16 protein-coding genes are annotated in these 19,318 nt (G+C 38.5%); 1 reads left to right on the top strand and 15 read right to left on the bottom strand.

Annotated features, from left to right (window positions below):
• The first annotated feature begins 227 nt into the window (after window positions 1-227).
• Window positions 228-1,736, top strand: coding sequence for a helix-turn-helix domain-containing protein (locus NSS78_RS04075; protein ID WP_327840944.1), 1,509 nt, complete (start codon window positions 228-230; stop codon window positions 1,734-1,736).
• A 53-nt stretch (window positions 1,737-1,789) separates the two neighbouring features.
• Here NSS78_RS04075 and NSS78_RS04070 read toward each other — a convergent pair whose 3' ends face one another.
• The 15 genes from NSS78_RS04070 to NSS78_RS04000 all read right to left on the bottom strand — a co-directional run bounded on the left by NSS78_RS04070 (window position 1,790) and on the right by NSS78_RS04000 (window position 18,931).
• The gene (locus NSS78_RS04070; protein WP_326849221.1) at window positions 1,790-2,071 is read right to left on the bottom strand and encodes a hypothetical protein; all 282 of its coding nucleotides are present in this window, start codon (window positions 2,069-2,071) and stop codon (window positions 1,790-1,792) included.
• A gap of 313 nt (window positions 2,072-2,384) precedes the next feature.
• Complete coding sequence (locus NSS78_RS04065) at window positions 2,385-3,674, bottom strand: hypothetical protein (protein ID WP_327840943.1); 1,290 nt, start codon at window positions 3,672-3,674, stop codon at window positions 2,385-2,387.
• A 17-nt stretch (window positions 3,675-3,691) separates the two neighbouring features.
• Complete coding sequence (locus NSS78_RS04060; RefSeq protein ID WP_327840941.1) at window positions 3,692-4,258, bottom strand: hypothetical protein; 567 nt, start codon at window positions 4,256-4,258, stop codon at window positions 3,692-3,694.
• A gap of 170 nt (window positions 4,259-4,428) precedes the next feature.
• Window positions 4,429-6,351, bottom strand: coding sequence for a threonine--tRNA ligase (thrS, locus tag NSS78_RS04055; RefSeq protein ID WP_327840939.1), 1,923 nt, complete (start codon window positions 6,349-6,351; stop codon window positions 4,429-4,431).
• 611 nt (window positions 6,352-6,962) lie between these two features.
• Window positions 6,963-8,150 (bottom strand): DUF1835 domain-containing protein, encoded by a 1,188-nt coding sequence (locus NSS78_RS04050; protein ID WP_342468302.1) that lies wholly within the window; start codon window positions 8,148-8,150, stop codon window positions 6,963-6,965.
• A gap of 235 nt (window positions 8,151-8,385) precedes the next feature.
• Window positions 8,386-9,216 carry a DNA alkylation repair protein gene (locus NSS78_RS04045; protein WP_327840935.1) on the bottom strand — a complete coding sequence of 277 codons (831 nt, stop codon included), beginning with the start codon at window positions 9,214-9,216 and terminating at the stop codon, window positions 8,386-8,388.
• A gap of 191 nt (window positions 9,217-9,407) precedes the next feature.
• The gene (locus tag NSS78_RS04040; protein WP_327840933.1) at window positions 9,408-10,595 is read right to left on the bottom strand and encodes an MFS transporter; all 1,188 of its coding nucleotides are present in this window, start codon (window positions 10,593-10,595) and stop codon (window positions 9,408-9,410) included.
• A gap of 26 nt (window positions 10,596-10,621) precedes the next feature.
• Entirely contained in the window at window positions 10,622-11,449 is an 828-nt protein-coding gene (locus tag NSS78_RS04035; protein ID WP_327840931.1) for a MerR family transcriptional regulator, read from the bottom strand.
• Window positions 11,450-11,588: 139 nt separating this feature from the next.
• Complete coding sequence (locus NSS78_RS04030) at window positions 11,589-12,101, bottom strand: hypothetical protein (protein ID WP_050944775.1); 513 nt, start codon at window positions 12,099-12,101, stop codon at window positions 11,589-11,591.
• A gap of 4 nt (window positions 12,102-12,105) precedes the next feature.
• Window positions 12,106-12,516: a DUF6508 domain-containing protein gene (locus NSS78_RS04025; protein WP_309217499.1), complete on the bottom strand. Its 411-nt coding sequence runs from the start codon at window positions 12,514-12,516 to the stop codon at window positions 12,106-12,108.
• Between the two features lie 212 nt (window positions 12,517-12,728).
• Window positions 12,729-13,487 (bottom strand): class I SAM-dependent methyltransferase, encoded by a 759-nt coding sequence (locus NSS78_RS04020; protein ID WP_309217498.1) that lies wholly within the window; start codon window positions 13,485-13,487, stop codon window positions 12,729-12,731.
• 451 nt (window positions 13,488-13,938) lie between these two features.
• Window positions 13,939-15,798: an alpha/beta fold hydrolase gene (locus tag NSS78_RS04015; RefSeq protein WP_284907671.1), complete on the bottom strand. Its 1,860-nt coding sequence runs from the start codon at window positions 15,796-15,798 to the stop codon at window positions 13,939-13,941.
• A 58-nt stretch (window positions 15,799-15,856) separates the two neighbouring features.
• On the bottom strand, window positions 15,857-16,423 hold the full coding sequence (locus tag NSS78_RS04010; RefSeq protein ID WP_284907669.1) for a TetR/AcrR family transcriptional regulator: 567 nt from the start codon (window positions 16,421-16,423) through the stop codon (window positions 15,857-15,859).
• Window positions 16,424-16,577: 154 nt separating this feature from the next.
• Window positions 16,578-17,963, bottom strand: coding sequence for a 23S rRNA (uracil(1939)-C(5))-methyltransferase RlmD (rlmD, locus tag NSS78_RS04005; protein WP_309217497.1), 1,386 nt, complete (start codon window positions 17,961-17,963; stop codon window positions 16,578-16,580).
• 98 nt (window positions 17,964-18,061) lie between these two features.
• Window positions 18,062-18,931 (bottom strand): DNA-3-methyladenine glycosylase, encoded by an 870-nt coding sequence (locus NSS78_RS04000; RefSeq protein ID WP_309217496.1) that lies wholly within the window; start codon window positions 18,929-18,931, stop codon window positions 18,062-18,064.
• Window positions 18,932-19,318 lie beyond the last annotated feature (387 nt).

Here is a 19,318-nt window from a genome sequence, read left to right as displayed (position 1 = left end):
TTTTTATAGGATTCATGGCTTACTTACCACTTTATAAATGAAAAATATGGAGAATCAGGGCATAACATTTGTTTTCGTCTAATTTTTTTCTCTTTTATCATGAAAAGTGAAGACAAAACGATTTAGCCTAAACATTACAATCATTTCATGCCTATTTTGAGAATCAAATGTTCTTTAAATGAACTTCATAATATAGAGGCAAGCCAAGGAAAGGAGTTAGTTGTTTGATGGAGCTCATTGATAATAAATCAAAGAGATGGATAAACATTTTAAAACTGCTTGTATCTAAAAATAAGTGGTGGAGCCTTCAAGAGATATCGAATGAACATATCGGTTCGGTTCGTGCCATCCAAAGCGATTTAGAACAAATGAAATCGTTCAAAACAGAGAATGGTGAGCCGTTAATCCACATAAAGCCAAGACAAGGCATATCCATTTGTTATACACAGACGATACGAGTGGACTACTATATCAAGGAAATTTTAAAAGATACGATTGAAATTCGATTGATTGATGGCATTTTTTTCGAACAAAACAGGTCCTTCTATGAATGGATGGACACGCTTAATATCAGTAGATCCACATTGTACAACACCATTCATAAAATCAATTCCATTCTTATCTCTTATGACATTGAATTACGCCCAGATAGTATGCAGTTCCATGGAAATGAGAAGGAGATTCGTCAATTCTTTGTTGAATTTTTGTTTGAAGTGTATGGAAGCCGGCTTTGGCCATTCGATGATATTCAAAAGCAAGATGCAGTTGATTTATTACAGGAGCTATTTCAGGTGCTAGAAGTCAATGTACCAGATGTGGCGATAGATAAATACTGCCTATGGTTTGCCGTTTCCATTCACCGAATGAGGAAAAATTTCACAATAAGCCGTAAATATACGTACTCAATGAAAGAGGAAAAACAAACTTCTGTAGCCAAAGGGATCTATGATCAAATCCAAACATGGGAAGAGCATATTTGCCGAATGACCAAAGACGTATTTGATGTGACGCTGGATCATCATGAATTTGTCTTTTTGCTATTGATCGAACCAGCTATTGGACACTTTAAATCAATTGAAACTGTCGAAGAAAAATTGACGTTCTTCCAATCACATACACCACGACTTTATGATGCCATTCATTCATTTATCAACCAATTGGAGTCGATTTTTCATCAAGAAATAGCGAATCGCAAGGTGATGACACTCATTCTTCTCCAATATTATGTGTATTCCAATGAAATTACCGTGAGAGATGGGTTCCTTTTCAAAAAGAAATCGAGCTATTTATCAGAGGTGAAAAAACAGTTTCCTTACTTCTATTCGAGGATTACTCATATCATCCAAGAGCTAAAAACAGACGATATCCTCGGTTCTTTTGTGAAAAATGAACGTGAATTGATTCGTATGATTACGTCTTCCTGGAGAGGACTTGTTCATTTGGAGATGGAACGGAGAAACGCGCTGAACATTTTTGTTATTTCAACATTAGGCTATTATCATAGCTTGTTTATTGCTGATTTAATTAAATTAAGCGTACCTCCCCTCATTCACATTTTCACAAGTCCAGAGAATACATTAAATGATGTCACGATGGATCAGCTTGGGATTGATATGATTGTGACTGATACTGAGCTTCCGATTCAATTCGGGCGGTCTACGCTGCTGATCAGCTCTTTTCCAACAAAGAAAGAATTGGACAACTTGCACTCAAGATTGGTTGATATGACAGGCTAATGTTCATCAAAAAAAGCTGCTGAGGGGCTCTCAAGCAGCTTTTTGCTTCTGTATTAATGAAGCACTATTTGTTCATTCATCAAATCAATGGCATAAAGTGATTGCTCATATTCATCTAATAGAAGGTATACTTTGAGCGGTGCAGCCATTTGATCTGTCTGCTGCGTGAATAGGACACAAGTGAATTTTTCGATCCCCTCTGGCAGCTTGCTTTTCAGAAAAGGATGAAGAATAGGAGAGATTCGAAGGGTATCAACATCTTTTAGCCAAAGTTCATCTTGTAACGCAGGATAATGGTCAACCAAAAACTGACGAAACACTTCCAATGTACTCAAGGTAGACATCCTCACTTTCTTCTATCATGGCTTCAAGCTTACCTAAATCAAACATGTTCAAAGTCATCCTATGATGTCAGCCCACCAAATGTCGTATACTACTAGAGACACGATTTCATTTTTTTCAAAAAGCATTGTAGATCAACTTTACTGTCATGAGTGTTTCATATGTATGACGTCTACTAATATTCCAACCGATGGACCTATGATCATATTCTTATCTGTTTCTTTCGTGATGAAACGACAACTTCCTGCTACAAAATTCCAAATTTCTTCAAAAAATTGGTGCAATGAGACAAAAAAGAACAGCTTCTCACTGTTCTTTCAAAGAAAACACTTCGCCGCTCTCTGCATCAACACCAACATGGCAATCGAGCTTTCCGCATAGAACATATTGTTTTTGCGCTTCGTCATAGACGTAAATAGGTGTAAGTTCAAGACGTTCTCTCAATTTTTCAAAGGCTTCTGTCTGAGATACAGAAATTTCATTTGCCGCTTGAGAGGGGCTGAGTATCCCGCACACTTGAAACATTTCTTTTTTATCTATGTAATTAACGGCTTCAAACGAGCTGGCGTCAATGAAGACCTTGATCTTGTCCATAAACCCACTGCCTTCTTGCCCGTTCGTTTTTAATATCGCATGGATGTATCCATGCTCACGATGGAGTGTTTTCAGAACCCACTTCCCTGTATCCTTTGGATATTTTTGCGCCAAGAAGGTTCGGACTGCTTTGATACACTCAGCTTGCTCTTCTTTTGATATCGGGAAAGTATCTGGTGACGGTTCCAATGAGAAAGCTTGTTCAGCTGAAATGTTCTCATGCATGTTCATTTCCTTTTTTTCAAAGGCATTGTTTATCGGTTCATTCCACTCAATGACCTCATTCATGTGTATAAAGTGCGTTTCTTCACGCCCAATTTCAAACGGAAGCGTTCCTGTTCCATCGTTTTTCACATAAATTTCTTCTAATGCATAAATAGATCGGATTCGGTTGTGCTCGAAGGAAGGCCATTGAAACAGCTGTACTTGCTGCTCGGCTAAGTTCTCCAGCTTATCAAGAGAAAGTGCATATTCCTCAGCTTTCAGTAATGTTTTGGCTAAAAATGGGCCGTGGTGTGTAAAGTACATGAGCTGTCCATGTTCATTCCATTTCACTTCGATTCTGCCTGATGGCGTCACTTTCACACCATCTATTGCTTCTTCGAAAGAAAGTTCCCCTTTCTCCTTCTGATGCATATGAAAATGCTCATCATAGATCAACCCTGTTTCTTGTTCGATCCATTGAATGACATGAGCTGGATAAGGTCTCTTAAACGTGACACCCTGCTGCGCATAGGTTTTGTCCATGACAAAAATAACCGATTCAATCTGTCCTGTATTCAAATTCACTTCAATGACAGCTGTGCCGTCTGGGTTGATATCGTCGTCCTCAGGTTCAGCTTCATGAGAGGGGAACCATTCCATATTCAATGTATAAATCGTTTCATTGAACATGTTGACGTAACGATGAAAGCTGTGTCTTTTTAGATCATAAAGATCTAAGCCAAATTTCGCCTTTGTCTGATCAATCAATTGTTGTATGTTTGCATTCAATGGTTTCACCTCTAAATAATGATGTTTTATGGAAGAAGAAAAATGACGATAAAGATAGAGATGATGATTGCCATCAATAACCCTAAAGCAATTCCCATCATGTTAGACTCTTTTGTATAGCCTGTTAATTCTCCTTCAGTCGATCGATCGATTTTTCTAAAGCGAAAAAGCATGCTTATATTGATAGAGGCTAGAACGATTAAAAACAATAAAATGGTCAATACAGGCTCGATGTCACTAAATGGATTCGTTACATTTTGAAAACTAAATGATTGAAAAAACATAATGCCACTCAATACGACTTTCCAAACATTCTCTGAAAATTTTTCTTTCTCCCATTCTTTTCCTAATTTCTCTTTTTCATAAATAGCTACCTGCTCAAAAATAGGTATGAAAAACTTTGTTTTTCCTTTTTTGATAAAGCCGATAATGCCTTGGAGAAGCATTAAAATTCCTAAACACAAAAAGAAATGTGTAAGTTGGATATTAAAGATTTGAATCACCATAAAAAAAGCGATGATCATAAGTCCGAATATCAAATTAGAGACAGCTATTTGTTTTGTCCTCATCTTTTTCAGTGCAGCTTGTTCCATGTAATACTCCTCTCCGTTTCAAAGGTTTCTGTTGAACGCTCTATCTTTATTACGATTTCACTGAATAAATGTTTCAATATTTTCCCTTTCTACTGTCAATTCGGATTTTTTCGCAAATGAAAAGACGCCCATCATTCGAACGTCTTATTCTTCTTCAAGAAATCATCACATCATATTTGAGCAACTGTTCTGTTTTTTATTTGTTGAGCTGCCAGATATTTAAAGTCATCAATAGAGAGCTGTCTAGATGTCTTTTCTCCATGCTGTCTGATATTCAGTGTTTTTTCTTGCATTTCTGTATCACCAATGACAGCGATATAAGGGATTTTTTGCATTTGTGCTTCTCTCATTTTATAGCCGAGTTTTTCATCCCGTTCATCGATTGTGACTCTGATTCCGATCTTTCTTAATTGCTGCTGCACCTCAAGGCAATGATCAAGGTGAATCTTTGAGACAGGAATGATTTGTACTTGCACTGGTGCCAGCCATAACGGGAAGGCACCTGCAAAATGCTCGATGAGAATCCCAAAGAAACGATCTAGAGAACCAAAAATGGCACTGTGAATGACAACTGGTCGTACCTTTTCATTCTTTTCATTGATATATGTTAAATCAAATTTCTCAGGCATTTGAAAATCTAGCTGAATTGTGGCGCACTGATGGCTCCGCTGCAAGGCGTCTTTAATATGAAAATCGATCTTCGGTCCATAAAATGCCCCATCTCCTTCATTTAGCTGGTAATCGACCTTTAGCCGATCAAGCACATTCTTTAGCGCTGATTCAGAGATATCCCAAATGGCATCATCCCCTAACGCTTTTTCTGGACGAGTGGATAGTTCCACAGAGTACTCAAACCCAAATGTCCGATACACATGATCAACTAATTGGAAAATCCGTTTGATTTCAGCTTCAATTTGATCTTCTCTCAAAAAAATATGGGCATCATCTTGGCAAAAAGTTCTGACCCTGAACAATCCATTTAATGCTCCGCTAAATTCATGACGATGCACCTGACCGAACTCAGCCATTCTGATCGGAAGGTCTCTGTATGAATATAAGTTATTTTTAAACATGAGCATATGCCCTGGACAATTCATCGGTTTTAAAGCAAAGCTTGTATGATCTACTTCTGAGAAATACATATTTTCATGATAATGATCCCAGTGACCTGACTTTTCCCATAGCTCTTGGTTCATCATAAACGGTGTGCTCACTTCTTCATATTGCGCTTTGTTTCGCACTTCTCTTGAAAAGGCCATTAATTCATTTCTCACAATCTGACCTTTTGGTAAATAAAACGGCATACCTGGCGCTTCTTCCGAAAACGTGAACAGAGATAATTGTTTCCCTAATTTCCGGTGATCACGTTTGCTTGCTTCTTCCATGAAATGAAGATACTCAGCTAGATGTTTTGGATGTTGAAACGCTACACCATACACTCGCTGCAATACATCTTGATGACTATCCCCCCGCCAATAAGCCCCTGCAACACGTGTTAGCTTAAATGACTTTACGAACCCAGTAGAAGGTAAATGAGGCCCGCGGCATAAGTCGATAAATTCACCCTGCTGATACACTGTGATGGCTTCTTCAGATGGGAGTCGTTTTAAAATATCCAGCTTATATGGATCATGTGCAAACAACGATTCAGCTTCTTTGTAAGTGACCTCCTTTCTTTGGATGAGATGATTCTCGTTTATGATCTTTTCCATCTCTTTTTCAATTGCAACCAAATCCTCTACACTTAATGTTTGATTCAGCTTCATATCATAGTAAAATCCATTTTCGATAACAGGTCCGATTCCAAGTGTGACATTGTCGAATAACCTTTTCACAGCTTGGGCTAATACGTGTGCCGATGTATGGCGCAGTACTTCAAGCCCTTCTTTTGAATCGAGTGTGACAATAGACAGCCGAGCATCACTTTCCAGCTGATGACTTACATCGACCATTTGTTCATTGATCTTTCCTGCCACTGCTTTCTTCCTTAAGCTCGGGCTAATATAGGAGGCAACATCTGCGACAGTCGTACCTGCAGAGAACCCCTTTATCTTTCCATCTGGAAATTGAATCTTCACCATGTTTTCTCTCATGACTGACACACCTTTCTTTTTTAAAAATAAAAAAACACACCCATCCCGCATAAAGGGACGAATGTGTAATCCGTGGTTCCACCCAAATTCCCATAACGCATAGTCGCTTTATGGCTCTGGTGCCGTAACGTGGCATAGTCGGTATTGGATACTTCAATTTTCCCCAATACAGCTCAAAGGTGGTAAGACAACTTTTCTGCGTTAGGAAGATTTCAGCGTGACTTCCCTCTCTGGTAACCGATAAAAGTGGCTCATGTCCTTTTCAAAGCAATGATAATCGTTGAGAGAACAAAAAAACACACCCATCCCTCATAAAGGGACGAATGTGTAATCCGTGGTTCCACCCAAATTCCCATAACGCGTATTCGCTTTATGGCTCTGGTGCCGTAACGTGGCGTAGACGATATTGGATACTATGATTTCCCCAATACAGCTCAAAGGTGGTAAGACAATTTTCTGCGCTAGGAAGATTTCAGCGTGACTTCCCTCTCTGGTAACCAGTAAAAATGGCTCATGTCCTTTTCTTCGCTTTTAATTTCTCCATATCTTACATGAAGGTGATGGATCATGTAAAGCTTTATTTTTTTGCAGTGCAATTGAATTTTCATTCTTTAAATGATATGTTGCGTGTATTTACTTGGGCTGTATTCAATTTTAAACGCGGGAGATAGGGCCCGTTTCACTTCTTCAGTGATACGCTCTCCTTCTTGATTGAATTTCTTTTCCATGTCTGCACCATTTGGCAGCAAATCATCTGTCTCTTCGTCAAACCAGCGGCCATACTGTATAGCCCAATTCCAAATCTTCGAGAAAAGGGTATCGCTTATTGGTACATCGTCTCTTTCTAAATGACATTGACAATGCCCACAATGAAAAGGTTCACCACCGTAATCTCCTTCAATTTTCACAAAAGGATGATCCTCAAATTCTCGACAGCACACCCATTTTTTAAAGTGCTGACCGAAGTCTGTCAATTTAATTGAGTAATAACGCATGGAAGTGCGCCTTCCTATCATGTCAAAAATTCCTTGATCAATTAATGTCTTGAGTCGATGCTCAATAAAATCATCACCGATATACTGTTCTAAATGACCGAGGACTTCCCCAATTAAACGTGGAGTTTTGATGTACTCCTCTTCGGGATCTGACTGATGAAGCCGCTTAGCCATTTTCACTAAATAAGCATCAAATTCATCTTCTGGTACACTGATCGTTTGTCCTTTTTGCCATATCCTCAGGGTATGGTTTTCTTTAGCAAATGATAGCCATTCGTTTTGTAAATTCTCTCTTTCTTCTTTTGACACTGCATGAATATGCTCTTTACATCTGTACAAAACCTTCAATTTTTCAGTTGTGATTTCCCCGGCATGTCGAATATCCATTCGTCTTGTATTTGTATTGAACAGCTGATCAAATGCAGTCGTTGTATTGATGAGAGACAATTCAATGTTTTTCTCTTTTAATAAATAGATGGCATATCGCAAACCAATTTGCTCATGGGCATTATTGCCTGTCCAGATGAGGATACTCGTACCATCTTTTATATCTTTTATTTGCTGAAACATTCTATGCTGATTGGTGATCATGTCATCAAAATAGCCATATTCATTTGACATCACGTGACGAAGCCACTCTATACGTTTCTCCTGTCCTTCTTGTTCATGTAAATGCAGAAGGGGTCCAATCGAATAAATGTCATCAAAGGCGATGATCTCATTTACTTGGTCTTGCTTCATTTCGCGCAATGCTTGTTTTAAACTACCGGCAGTTGCTGCTCCAAATACGATATGTATCATCATTCGCCTCCCTTTATCTTACAGTTTATTTCATCTTCACCTATTCATGGTTCCCTCGTCAATTCTATTGAGTCAATTTCATTCAAAAGTATGACAATGAGAGGTTAAGATATATATAGAATGCAGAATTGAAGAGACTATATCCCATGAAATGGGGCAATCTGTTTACTGAGCTCGCTTTAAAACTTTCTCTCTGAATGATTGATAGAAACCCCCTTCATTTAGTTCAAATTCTTATTCACAAATTCCCCTTCACAATCGTTCTCTTGGCTTTCTTAACAATTCTGCTAGTTGCTTTTGTATCAGAATCCTTTGACCACTGTTCGCACAGGTTCGTTACCCAATTTGGTTGTGTTTTACTAGCGTCATTGAGCCAGTTTCCTACAGAATCTTGAACATATGTGGATGGATCAGATTTGAGTAAATTTAGAATAGGCAGTGCCCTCTCTGGCTCCTGTTTTAATAACTCAATATGCTTTGTCCATACCCCTCTCGGACGGAGCGACTCTACAGAGAACCGGCGAATATTTTCATCCTCGCTTTTTGCCCATTCTGTTAAATGCTCTATACTTTGATCGAGCTGAAGACTTAGACTTTCTCTTACTGACATCCACGCAATTTCTCGAACACCAAAATGATGATCAGCTGCAAATGGCTGAATGTACGCAAGTTTCTCTTCCAGTGTTGATAAACTCTGTTTGTTCATATAAGCAGCCCAACAGCGAACGCTATCAGATATGTGGTGAGCAAATGCCAGCAGCACTTCCGCTTGTTTTTCTTCATTCTCTTCATGTAGCACGTCATCTAACAATTGACCAATGAGCCGAATGGCTTTCATTCCTGATTCAGCTTTTTGTTTAGTGATCTCAGATGATACATCGTCTAAACGATGCTCTAAACCAACGGACGGCAAAACATGCTGTATTAGCGTCATATGATTGACAGCCAGCCATTCAGTTAAATTCACACTTTCAATCTCTCCCTGATTCAAAAGGGTCAAGACGTCATGAGGGATATCAGTCCCCTTTCGAGCGCCTTTTCGATTGATCATTTCCTCACTTATTGGCATTCTGTATTCTCTCCTTGTCTAGTGGTTCTTTTGTTTGATATTCATTGTTTTTAAAAGGAATTTGTTGATGCTTTCATTCTTTGAATATTGACTCCTATTGTAGCAAATAAACAACTTCACTGGTGCATTCTTCAAATCAAAAAGGAACTACCCGAAATAAGTAGTTCCTTTCATACAACATTGAATGTAAGTTAGCTTCCTTGCTCGATCACCTTCAAACTCTTGCGCTGAGAAAATCGGTCAAATGCTACCATTAGAATGGTCATGAGTAGAGCGAGAAAAACAGTGCCAGCACTGATCCAGCTTAGGTTTAATATAGATGTTTCGCTTAGCACAATCCCTCCTACACCAGAGCCTAATGCAAATCCGAATTGAATAAATGATGTATTGACACTTAATGCGATATCAGGAGATTTTGGTACAAGTGTGACAAGATATAGCTGCTGAGCTGGTGATGTGCTCCATGTAGCGATCATCCATATCATGATGACAGCCACCATGACCACGAGATTCCCTGTGACAAATGATAGCAGCATGAGCATGATGATTTGCAGAGTGATTCCTGAGAAAATCGTGAATATTGGGCCTTTTTTATCTGCCGCCATCCCTCCAAGGCTGGAGCCCAAAAAGCTGCATATTCCTGCTAGTAACAAAATGCCACTGATTTCTGTGATGCTAAGATTTGCTGATGCTTGCAGGAAGGGCGTTAAATAGGTAAACAACGTGGCATATCCACCTACATAGAATAGCGTCACTGCCACCGCCAGTAATATTCGCTTGTCTTTTAAAATCGATAACTGCATACGAAGCGTCACTGGTTCTTGTTCTTTCATAGAGGGGATTCGCCTATACACTACAATCAGCGGAATAAGCGTGATCAATCCAATGGCTGCGAATAATGCTTTCCATCCGATCATACTGCTTAGAAATGTCCCGATTGGAACGCCTAAAACCAAGGAGCTGCTGAGTCCCATTAAAATGATACCAATAGCTGTTCCTCTTTTTTCACGTTCTACAAGACGAGTCGCAACAGCCATTGCCACCACAATAGCCGTTCCCCCACTGATTCCTTGTAAAATCCTTGTCATCATCACCATTTCAAACGAATGGCTGACACTTGTGATGAAATTACTTAAAATAAAAATAATTAACATCCATGACAGTATTTTTTTGCGGTCTATATTGATGGTCAGTGCAATGACAATCGGTGCGCCGATTGCCGCTGAGAGCGCTAAAGACGTGACCAATAATCCAGCGGCAGACGTCGTGACATGTAGATCATCTGCGACCATCTGGATAATGCCTGTAATGATATATTCGATTGTTCCGATTAAAAAGGCTGCTAATGCAAGTAAATAGACAACGGTTTTATTTTTCATCGTGACGTTTCTCCTTTGGACAATGCTTACGATTTGATTTCATCTATAATCGGAATTTGAATTTCAATGAGTCTGCCTTCTTCATTTTCAGACAATGGATAATAAATCTCTCGGCCTGGCTGGTCTTCTTTCACACGGTATCCATTATTTTCGATCCATGTCGCCAGGTCAATACAAGCTGTTTGGGCAGATGGAGAATGTGAATGAAATAATAATGTCGCCATGGTTTCTTCAGCAGGTAATGTACGTATCGTGATCCCTTGAGGAAGAGTGCCCCTTAACGCTTTGACGGAATACCCCACCTCAAATTCGAACTCACTTTCTTTTTCGAATGATTCCCTCCATAGCACTACTTGTGGTCCAGAGATCGATTCTTGTTGATGTTTAAGTAATAAATGATGAAACATTTGAAAGAATGAAGGAATTTCGTCAACAGTTCCGTTGGATTGAAAAGACATGATGCGTTTGCTTTCAACGGATTTGATGATGACCTCCTGTTCTTTTTCAACACATCCCTCTCGTTTGATGAGGTGCATCCGCTCCTTAATACGCGCTAATTTCTGTTGTTCTCTCTCGATCAATTGCTGAATTTCACTTTCTTTCAGCAGAAACATGCCCTGAATCTGCTCTACTGAGATATCTTCACGAAGAAGCTGAGCCATTTGCTTTAACGTAAAGCCCAATTCCTTGTACAGAAAAATTCGGTTGACCTCAAGCAGCTGTTCAGCTGAGTAATAACGGTATCCTGAATCTTGATCAATCTGCTTAGGCTTTAATAAATCAATTTGGTCATAATATCTTAAGGTTTTAACAGGCACTTTACTTAACATAGAAAAATCGCCGATCTTGAACATCCTGCATCTCCTCCGTTTTGTTGATCTGATCAAAGTATAAACCTTTCAGTTAAGGGGAAGGTCAACATGAAGTTGAATAAATTTTTCAAAAGCGCGAAAAAACCTAGATGTCTCTAACATCTAGGTTTTGCTCATTATTCTAAAATTTTTCTAACAAGCCCATCTCTTCAACAATCTTTATATCATTCATAAACCGTTGCAAACTTACTTTGTTCTCTTTTTTCTGTAAATCTGAAGAATAACCTAAGCATAGATTAAAAATACGATCTAACCTTTCACCGACTCCGCTATAAAAATAATTTGTTAATATTCCATTATTTTCACTTGCAAGAACCACAACTGTAGCCATCTCTAGTACATATTCAATATCTTCTTTAGAAATCGTTCGATCCTTTTTCTTAGCATTCATGAATTCATGACTATGAATAGAACGTATCCTACCTTCAAGTAAATTGAGTATAGACTTTTTATAGATGACATACACACTGTGAATATCACTTTTATCAGGACAATAGGGATCTTGTAAAATGAATTTTATTCGCTCATCTTCTTTTTCCATTTTTACTGCATCAAGATCATTTAATAAAATGTTATCGATTTCTTCTATTTTCATAGGAGGAAAAGTGTTGGCTGCATCTGTTTTACTTTTCATTTGATCACTCTAAACAATCCAATCTTTCTAGGCACTTTACAATAGCTCCGTTTGTAAAGAAATTGAGTATGGCACCCTCGCTAAATCGTTCGGCTCTCACAACCTCCATCATAAGAGCAAGCACACACTGTGCATTTAAATTTGAAATGTCCACGTTCTCCATATCGTTCAGTCCCGATTCAATCCCATTTTCTATCAGGATTTCTCTGTAGCGGATAAGCCCCATCTCTTCGTGTTGTTCTGCAAAGGTATAAATATCTTCAATCAAGTGACGGACCGTTTCGGAATATTTCACAAAAGGCATTTGAATCGGATGTTCAGCTGTTCCATCATTTTCTTGATCGATCACCCATTCTCCAATAGGATCTTCCTGAAGCAGCGGTATGTATTTTGTTAGAATATCGAATTGGCTCATTCTCATCCTCCTCTATTTCATTCCTATACATCAGTATATAAAAAAATCCGTGATCATCCTACCAGCTAGACACCAGTATTCAAATCACGGACAGTCTTTATTTACTAAAAGTAAGTGGATATTTCATTTTTAATGATTTTAGCATGTAACAGGAGTGTCATTGATTCAAAATTAGGATGGAGCTTTCGAATATATCGAATCTCTATTTCCAACTAAATTGCTTTAGCTAAAATAATAAATCGGTGTTGTTTTGCGTCAAAATAACCTTTTTGTTCAATGGTTTTATGAATGGTGTATAATTCATCCTTGAAATTACTTATTTCAAAATCTGGCACTTGCCAAGGAATTGCTTTCAGATAATACACCAATGCTCCAATGTCATAAAATCTTAGAATAGGAAACTCTTCAGCACTTCTCAAAATCTTAAAATGATTCTCCTGTATTTCTTTTAAAGCTAGCTTTAAGTTCCAATCAATAAATTCCTTATTTATTGGTGCCCCTAGATTTTCATTAATCTCTATGCAATCGAGTCCACCTACTTGTTGAGTTAGAAAAATACCTTCTTTCGAGATAATTCTTCTCACCTCTTTAGATGAAAATGACTCATGTTGATTTATGATAAGATCAAATTTCCCATCCTCAAACGGAAGAGTTTCATCCTCATCAATTTGAACTACCTTAACGCCTAAAGGTGTTAATCGTTCTTTTGCGATAGGTACATTAGGCATGTAACCTTCTGTAGCATAAACTGATGATGGAAAAGGTCTCAATTTTGATAAAAATTCCCCACCACCTGTTCCCATATCTAGCATTATTCTTGCATTTTGAACAAGAGAAGTAGCTATACTACCATATGACCACGAAAGCATATCACTTTTCATTCTTCCAGTTTCAGATATGAATGCGAAATCCCACCCAACAAAAGGTTCATCTGCTTGTTTTATTAACGAAGAAAATTGTTTGTCATTCATAATAGCCCTCCAATACTCATTTTGCAGTTTTAATAATTAAATATTTGGTGGGCCTCTTACGAATGTATAAAATTGTTATGTTTCATATTCTTTCAGTCTCATATTTAATAACTCCCTGTAAAAAATGATTTCCTTCACTATAACATATTTACCTATTATTTCTGTTTAGCTATATGACTTTCAAGATCTTTTAAAAAATGAAGGAATGGAGTCGAATTTTATGAGCTCAAATAAAATTGATGTAAAAATAATGAATGGTGAAAATACAAATAGAAATTGACTATGACAGTGTTATCAATTGTGAATTGCTTCACCCGGCTTTACTCTTTTTTGCTTTTCTGTCCATTTCCGCTTAGAGCCAAACTGGTCTACCCCCCAGAACGAAAAATTGTGCTTACTTGTCATAAACATCTCATTTTTCGTTTTGAGTAGATGGTCTACCTCAAACCTTTTATTTATCCCATACCCTCATCTGCCTTATGACCAATGCTGCCGTTTCACTCGGATGGCTAAGTGGAAAATGATGACCATATGGAACAAAATCAACTTTGCCAAGATGTGACGGGGCAGAATAGCCTTTGTCATAATCCCCCCAAATAATATGAAGATGATCCTTTGTGACCTCATTGAAATCATCTTGATTGGTTTTCTGTAGTAAATGGTTAAGCTGAACCGTCGTATTTAATATTCTAGGAGACGTAAAACTATTTCTGACTTTTTCAATATAATGTTCAGGGATGCTCTCCGTATTTTCAAACAAACCATTCCTTAATACATAACGCCCTATCATATTAGTCGTTGCCCATTTCAATGTCCATTTGTTCATCAATTGAGGAACATGTCGCGATGCAGCATTTTTCTTATCAACAGGCGGCTGAAGTAAAGTGATTGAATACTTCTTATCGATGTACTCTTGTACCAATGCTTCCAAGAGAATATACGCACCGAATGAATGGCCGATTAGATGTGCACCATTCGTCGCTTTCTCCAATACCTTTTTCAAGACATTCAAATACATATCTAGAAGATGTTTCTCTCGTTTAAAAGGAGAACGTCCCAAACCTGGAAGATCCAAGATCCATACAGGTTGACCCGTTTTTTCATGTAGCTCTTGTGCTAAGGGGAATAAATCCTCTCCATCACTCAATAAACCATGTAATAAAATAAACGGTTTACCCTCTCCTTTTAATTGGTAAAGGGTCGTGTTATCACATAGTGTTCGTTTAAATAAATGATCATCCTTACCGTTTTGATTCATCATTCGATAATCCAGATCAGCTACTACAGCAGGGAAAAATTTCATGACACTCGTCTTCTTAAACCAATCTTCTCCCATTATTTTTTTCGCTGCAACATTTGAGAATGTTCGTTTTGTCATAAAATTCAGTCCGTCAGAAGGAATTTTAGTAATTTTACTTACGCCACTATTCATAACAGCCTTCATTAGTGGCATTGGGACAGAGATTTTTGGTGCCCTCATATTCATACTTTCTGACATCATACTCAATAATTCACCAATGTTCTGATCGTGCTGCCAGTCTTCAACAAGCGTATATGTTTGAATAGCTGGCTGCTCCAATCTGAAAACCTGCACAATAAACCTCGCAAACTCATCGTTTGAAATAAGTGGCAACCTATAATCCTTACCTCCAGGAATCACCGGCATGAGCCCTCTTCGCATACTCTTCACAAGCAAACCTAATCCTGCTATCTGCTCTGTACTCCCCGTTTGACTACTGCCGACGACAGTTGGCGGATTAATGACAGAAAGCGGATAACCTACTGCTGATGCCTGTTGACGAATATAAAGATCTGCTAAAAATTTTGTTCTCTCATATGGATTTTTTATTTTCAAATAATGGTTTCCTTCTTTAAACACATCAATTTCAATCTTGCTATTTTGATCATCAAAGGGACTCATATAACCGACAACATGAATAAATTGCTGCAAGCCCTTCGATTGATGAATACTTTTAGCTAATTCACTCATATGTTTGGCGCCATTTAAAAAGACGGAAGCTGCCTTTTTACTTGTCGTTTGAATATCCATGGGTCCTCCTGCGTGAATGATCACATCCGTTTTCAACACCTTCTCCTTATCTTCAGCACTTAGACCCAAATCGACTTTCGTCAAATCACCTTCAACAAAGTGCATCACTGCCTCTTTTAAAATACCTCTTTCTTGAAAAGTGCGTGTTGCCTTACTTTTCGATCTCACTAAAAGAAGAATGTTCACATCCTCTTTGGCTAATTCTTTTACTAACTCCTTTCCAATAAAGCCTGTTCCACCAATTAAAAATACTGTTTTCATATGAAGTCTCCTCTTTAGTACTATTCAGTACTAATTTGATGTAAAAAAAATGCTTCTTTTATCGAAGCAAGTTAAATAAATGATCTGCTGTTTTTGTGATGACAGTGGCATCCTTCAATGTTTCTGAAATAAATAACGCGCCTTCAAGATTGGTAATAAAAAGTGATGCCACCTCATCAATCTGAATCGTATCTCTAAATTCCCCCTTCTCTACCCCTTGTTTCAGCAATAGAGAAACTTTCTTTTGTAATCCTGTAAAAAACAGACCTATTTTTTCTTTTATTTGTGTGGCCTGTGTAGGACTTTGAATATAAAGAGTAATAAATGGACAGCTTCCTTTATAGTCTCTCGATTGAACTCCTTGTGATAATTGCTTTAAAAATAGTTGGATACGTTCTTCAACTAAAAATTGGTTCTGAGATAGTACGTCATCAATTGCAGATTGATACATGTCAATCCAATAATCAACGACCCCTTCTAATAATTCCTCCTTATTAGAAAAGTGATAATACACATTAGACTTTGACACTTTGCTTACACGTACTAATTCATCCATGCTTGTATAAGCAAATCCTTTTTCTAAAAATAAAGTTGCAGCTACTTCAAGCACACGTTTTTGATTCATTAATTTTACTTTTTTCATAATTAGAACTATATAGTACTAATTTAAATATTGCAAGTGTATATGTTCATTTAGAAAAAAGTCTGATGAAAGAAATGCCCGCAAAACAAAAAAAAGCTCGAAAATCTAATATTGATTTTCGAGCCTTGATTAAAGTCTATTTTTTCACGAGCGATACAACAGTCTCCACATGCGCCGTATGCGGGAACATATCGACTGGCTGCATGTATTCGATTTTGTAGTCTTTTGACATATATTCGAGGTCTTTTGCTAATGTTGATGGGTTGCAAGAGACGTAGACAAGGCGTTTTGGCTTGACTTGTTTGACGGTGTCTAAGAAAGTGCGCTCGCAGCCTGTTCTTGGCGGGTCCACGACGATGACGTCAGGACGGAAGCCTTCTTTGACCCAATTTGGCAGCCAATGTTCAGCTGTTCCTGTCACATAGGTCGCGTTTTTCATGCCGTGTTTTTTGGCATTTTTCTTGGCATCATCAATCGATTCTTTGATGACATCCATTCCTCGTACTTCTTTGGCGCCATCTGAAAGCCACATCCCAATCGTTCCAACGCCGCAATACGCATCGACAACTTTTTCTTTGCCAGTTAGTTTTGCCGCTTTTTTCGCTTCGTCGTAAAGCTTTAGCGTTTGCTTCGGATTCAATTGGAAGAAAGCACGTGCACTCAGTTCAAAGGAGACGTCTCCTAAAAATTCTTGAATGACCATGTTGCCAGCTAGATGAGATGTCTTATGACCAAAGATGACCGACGTTTTTTCACCGTTGACATTGTGCATAATGGACGTCACTTCTGGCAGACGTTTTTGAATGGCTTCGGCGATTTCTTTTTTCTTTGGAAATTCCGGCTTTGATGTGACAAGAACGACCTGCACTTCCCCTGTTTCAAAGCCGACACGCACGACAATTGATCGTACGTCGCCTTTTCTCGTCCGTTCATTGTAGACCGATACACCGAATTTCTCTAAAATTTTGCGGACAACGCCCGTTGTTTTGTTCGTTTTTGGATGCTGCACGATGCATTCCTTAATCGGTACAAGCTTATGAGAGTTCAGTCCGTAAAGCCCAGCAATGATGTCACCGCTATGAGAACGCCCTACTTGGAACTGACTTTTATTTCGGTAGTGCCACGGATCTTCCATACCGATCGTTGGCCTGATATCTAGCTCTTCAACTGATAGTTTTGTATGACGTTCCATTGATTGAATGACAATATCTCGTTTTTCCTTTAGCTGCTGCTCATACGCCAAATGCTGAAGCTGACAGCCGCCGCACTCTTCGTATACTGGGCATGGCGGTTTCACTCGATGCTCGGAGCGCTTTCTAACTTTCCTAACCGTACCTTCTGCATATTTTGCTTGGACATTCGTTGCTTCCACAACCACTTCTTCGCCTGGAAGAGCACCCGGGACAAAGACTACTTGCTTTTTAAAATAACCGACCCCTTCTCCATTAATGCCAAGGCGTTTAATGGTAAGCGGAAACTGCTGTCCCTTTTGCAAAAGGGCACCTTGCTGTTTTTCCTTCACTTCATTCTCTCCGTTCTATCTGAACCGTTGATAGGTTGTCTTCATTTTATTCCATCTCATTAGTATACCATGACTTGGACAAAGAGAGAAAATCCCTTTCATTTATCTGTCTCAATGCTTCTCCATAAATATAAAGAAGCGTAGCTTAAATAAGGAGTCCAATCCTTGCTGAATGCTGCCATCTCTTCTTTTGTCGGCTTTTCAGGCAGGTCAAAATGCCGCTTGATGGCGTTTTGAATCCCGATATCTGCCATCGGAAAGAGATTTGGTCTTCCAAGTCCATTCATGAGCACATTTTGAACTGTCCAAGGTCCAATCCCTCTAATTGGAAGCAGACGTTCTTCCACCTCCAGATCAGTTAAATCATGTAATTCTTCTAAACAAAGAGAGCCGCTCACAATTCGCTTCGAGACATCGATGACATATTCCGCTTTCCGCTGACTAAATTGGAGCTTTCTCAATTCCTCCGTTTCAAGTGAGGCGATGGTTTCTGGTAAAGGATCAAACCAAACCCCCTCTATTTGCTCGCCATACGTATGAACAAACCGTTTTGTGAGTTCATAGGCAAACGCCAGATTGAGCTGCTGATGAATGATGCATTTCATCAAGCAATGATATAAGTGAAAATCCAGCATGAGCGGTGTTCCCTTATGACGCTCAAAAACGGGGGCTAGATTTGTTTGAGAAAAATGCTCATGCACAGCGTCTAATTGATGCTCCATGCCAAATATCCGCTTCATCTCACATATGAGAGGTTCCTCAGGACCATTTCCTTTCACCCGAAACGTGGGTGCTTCTTTTGTTCCGGTGGCTTGAACGACGACAACGTATGGTTTTTGTTCTAATCTGATTGGTACTTTGATTTCTCTTTTATTCAAATCGACTGCTTTTAATGGATCATTTGATAAGCGTCTTAGCACTTGATCGAAGTGATATGGCGGTTCAACCACCAGCTGTTTTTCCCACATGTTTTCCCTCTTCCTTTCTGCAAACACGCGCAGATGCGATTGTTTCATTTTGCTTGAATGATTCTCTATATTAAATACTTTTGAATATAAAGAGTACAAGAATTTATCAGTTATATCTTCCTTATTTGTGGTCATTCTCCTTTTGGTCTGATGAAAGTTTTTGGTCGAATTCAGCTAATATTCGACATGATCCTCCAATATTTTAGGATCATTTTCCTTAAATTAGAAATAGAACCTCTGGGTGATATCTTCTATCCCGAAAAAATTTGTATAATTATGACATATCAAGGAGGTGACAAAGGAATTAGCTGATTAGGCAATCATTTGTTTTATCTTGCAGGAACATATTTTACCTCATTGATAACCGGCTTCACCTAGTTTCACTTT

Origin of the sequence: Bacillus sp. FSL W8-0920 (genome assembly GCF_038593215.1) — a bacterium.
GTDB lineage: Bacteria > Bacillota > Bacilli > Bacillales > Bacillaceae > Bacillus > Bacillus pumilus.
This window is presented reverse-complemented; position numbering and strand designations above follow the sequence as displayed.